This window comes from Archangium sp., from assembly GCF_036277355.1.
Taxonomy (GTDB): domain Bacteria; phylum Myxococcota; class Myxococcia; order Myxococcales; family Myxococcaceae; genus Archangium.
Map to the genome: position 1 here is coordinate 1 of NZ_DASUNC010000029.1, position 3,484 is coordinate 3,484.

Consider the following 3,484-nt stretch of genomic DNA (forward strand, 5'->3'; position numbering starts at 1 on the left):
GGGAGAGTGGCGGCCCGCCGGGTGCAAGGCATCAGGAGGAGGAGACCTGGCGGTCGAGGACGCTCCGGGCGATGTCGGAGTCGACGAGCTTGCGCTTGCGTCGAGCGGCCTCACGCAGACAGAGGGAGGCGAGGCGATCCAGCTCGCGATGAGCCCCCTGGCTGGCCTCGTGCAGCAAGGCGACGGCGTCGAGCGGGAAGAGCTCGCGGTCACAGCCGGCGAGTTGGAGGCGGTGGCGCAGGTAGTCGGCGGAGTCGTCGGCGCTCACCGGCTCCAAGCGCACGCGGGAGTGGAGCCGGGAGAGCAGAGACTTGCGCGAGCTCTTGTCGCTCATGGGTCCTCCATGCGGTGTACGGACGGAGGGCAACCAAGCCCACGTCCAGCGGCTTATGCCGCCGCTCACCAGGGAGTTGCCGCCCTGTCCGAGAAGTTGGCCCCGCGTGGGAGTCTCACCGGGTAGGTATCGGCCCCGGAGAACTGCTAGCGTGGGCGCCATGAACGAGCGGGACATGCCGGACCTGCCGCCCGGCACGAGCGTCAACGGCGCGATCATCGAGGAACTGGTGGATAGAGGGGGCTACGGCACCGTGTACCGGGCACGGGACAAGCTGTCTGGCACCCTGTTGGCCCTCAAGTTCGTCCCGCTCCACCGGGCCAAGCAGTGGGCCGAGCGCGAGGGCACCCTCGCCATGTACTTCCAGCACAAGAACCTCGTGCGGCAGGTGGGCTTCAGCTACTGGCCACCCGTGCTGCCCGAGTTCTTCTGCTTGAAGATGCTCTACGTCGAGGGCCGTCCGCTCGACGTGTGGGCCTGGGAAGAGAACCCCGACACCCTGGCCGTGATGGGCAAGATGGTGGGTGTGGTGCGGGGGCTGGCCGTGGTGCATGACGAGAAGGTCGTCCACCGGGACGTGAAGGAGGCCAACATCCTCGTGCGCGACGAGGATGGCGAGCCGGTGCTGTTGGACTTCGGGGCCGCCAAGCGTGAGGGGCAGGCCACCATCACCGAGGGCATGTTCCCCCCGGGGACGCCCAACTACCGCAGCCCGGAGGCGTGGCGCTTCGGCTTGGAGCACTGGAACGAGCGGCGAGTCACCTACCGGCCTGGGAAGGCCGATGACCAATACGCGCTGGGCGTGGTGCTCTACCGGCTGCTCACCCGTCGTTTCCCCTTCGAGGTGGCGTGGGATGACGAGGCATCGGTGAATGCCGCCATCAACAAGGAGCCCCTGCCGCCGCACATCGTCAACCCCAACGTGCCGCAGGTGGTGAGTGACGTGTGCATGAAGCTGTTGGAGAAGACGCCGGAGAAGCGCTACCCGAGCGTCCTGGAGCTGGGAAAGGAGCTGACGCACCTGCTGGCCCGTGCGGATGCGTCCTGGCGGGTGCCCCTGCATGACGGGCCTCGTCTACCGAGGAGAGGCCACCGGGGAGCAGCAGAGCGGAAGAAGAAGCCCGAGGCTGCCGCGCCACCCGTGGAGCCCATCCCGGCGACGCCGACCCCGGCCACGGTGGCGGACGTGCCCGTGCATGCCATGGCGCTCCAGGCGCTTCGGCGTGCGGTGGTGTGGATGGCCGTGCTGGTGGGCGCGGCCCTGGCCGGGTGGTGGCTCGCGCAGCGGTGGCAGCCCGAGCCCCCACCCGTGGCGTTGTCCTCCCCCTCCCAGACGTTGAAGTGGCTTCCCGGTCAGGAAGTGGCGCCCTCGTGGCCGCCGCCGGAAGCTGAACAGGCCGCAGCTCCGCCCCCGGCGAAGCAAACCCCTGCGGTCGTCGCCTCGCTGGTGACGCGACCCAAGGACGACGCCTTGAAGAAGCAGCAGGCCCCCAGCCCCCAGGGGGACACCAAGCAGAAGGGGACGCTCTCACCCATGGCGAAGTGGTGTGTTGGTGCCGCCGCAGCCGCCAACATGGCCTGTCCCGGTGCCCAGGTACGTCCCGGCCCCGCGCCAGAGGCGTGCCCGGCGGGTGCGGTCGAGACCATGACCAACACGCTCGGCCTCGCCGTCGAGCAGACCCATACGGTCCGCTTCCCCCAATGGAACATCCAGAACCATCCCGTCCCCGTGCGCGAGGGCTCCACGTCGGTGGAACTGAGCGGCACATGGGGGAAGCTGAAAGGGGGCACCGTCCTCCAGGGACGCCTCTACTTCGGAGAGGGTCGTATCTATGGCCGCTTCACCGAGGCCCGGACGCCCACGGGGGACTCGTACAAGGTCTGCCTGGAGATGCGGCAGGAGAGTAAGCGCGGCGCCGAAATGGAGGCCGGGTCTGGAAAGGACACCGCCAACATCTTCCCCGTCGTAGACGTGATGGCGGTCGAGCGATTCGAGTAGGACCGTGCTGGCGGTTGGCGGGCCGCAAGCCGGATATGGCCCAGGCACTACCAGGGGGGAAGGTGTGGTAGAGGCCACGTCTCCGGTCTCTTCCCGCTTCGAGAGGTTCCCGTTCGTGTTCGCCTCGTCCCCCGCCGCCCTCCTGGCGTTGGTGCTCCTCACGGGGGCCAGCGCCACCGCCCAACCGCCTCTGCCGGACTGTGAGGCGTCACCGTCCCGCGTGGAGCTGCCAGCGGAGCCCACCGGCGAGGTGCAGGTGGTGTGCATCAGCCCGGAGCTGCCCATCACCTTCCGCTTCGATTCGCCGCTGGTGCCGGGCTCGCTGGAGCTGCAAGCGCGCGAGCGGTTCGAGGACGTGGCGCCAGGGATGCGGAGCTTCACCCTTCATCCCCCGGCGGACCTCCAGACCGGGGAGCGGTTCAAGGTGGCGGTGCGCTTCGCGGATGGGGCGGCCCCGACGAGCGCCACCTTCATGCTGGTGGCCCACCCCGCGCTCGGGACACGGCAGGTGAACGTGTTTCGCCTCAAGCGCACCGTGGAGGACTACCAGCGGGAGAACCAGGAGGAGCGCAAGAAGTCCCAGCAGCTCGGCCAGGAGTTGGAGCGGATGCGGCTGGAGAAGGGACCGGGCGGGCTCACGGGGCTGATCGCCAGCGGGTTGATGGCGGTGGAAGACCAGAGCGTGAAGGCCGAGGAGATAACGAAGGGCATCACCCTGCCCGCGAGCAATGCCCTCGGTATTCTCAAGGCCATCAGCTATCGCTCGACGACACGCGCGAAGAACGTGGTGCGGGTGGCCGTGGCCGTGGAACTGGTGAACCTGGGCACGCAGCCCTGGACGCTCAAGGATGCGGCGCTGGTGGGCAAGGGCCAGGAGCCCAAGCCCATGAAGGTGAGCTGGCAGCCCTCGCCCATCCAGCCGGACCCAAAGGAGCTGGGCGTGGTCGTGGTGGAGTGGGAACTGACGGCCCGGGAAGCCCGGGGCTCCTTCACCTTGAAGATGTGGGACGAGGTAAGCGCTCGGCGGACCACACCTTCCGCATGAGGGAGGAGCCGTTCAGCGTCGCGTTCCAGGAGGTGTAGACATGGGACGCAACACGGAAAAAGTGGACGCAACGCTGGCGAGGGCCGCGGCAAGCAACTACTGGACG

Annotated in this window: 3 protein-coding genes; 2 read left to right on the plus strand and 1 reads right to left on the minus strand. The window is 68.4% G+C overall.

What is annotated here, in order from left to right:
• Positions 1-31: 31 nt before the first annotated feature.
• Positions 32-334 (minus strand): hypothetical protein, encoded by a 303-nt coding sequence (locus VFZ09_RS07680; RefSeq protein WP_329726836.1) that lies wholly within the window; start codon positions 332-334, stop codon positions 32-34.
• A 160-nt stretch (positions 335-494) separates the two neighbouring features.
• Here VFZ09_RS07680 and VFZ09_RS07685 point away from each other — a divergent pair, with 160 nt between their 5' ends.
• Positions 495-2,333 (plus strand): serine/threonine-protein kinase, encoded by a 1,839-nt coding sequence (locus VFZ09_RS07685; RefSeq protein WP_329726838.1) that lies wholly within the window; start codon positions 495-497, stop codon positions 2,331-2,333.
• 115 nt (positions 2,334-2,448) lie between these two features.
• On the plus strand, positions 2,449-3,378 hold the full coding sequence (locus VFZ09_RS07690; RefSeq protein WP_329726837.1) for a DUF2381 family protein: 930 nt from the start codon (positions 2,449-2,451) through the stop codon (positions 3,376-3,378).
• The last annotated feature ends 106 nt before the right edge of the window (positions 3,379-3,484 follow it).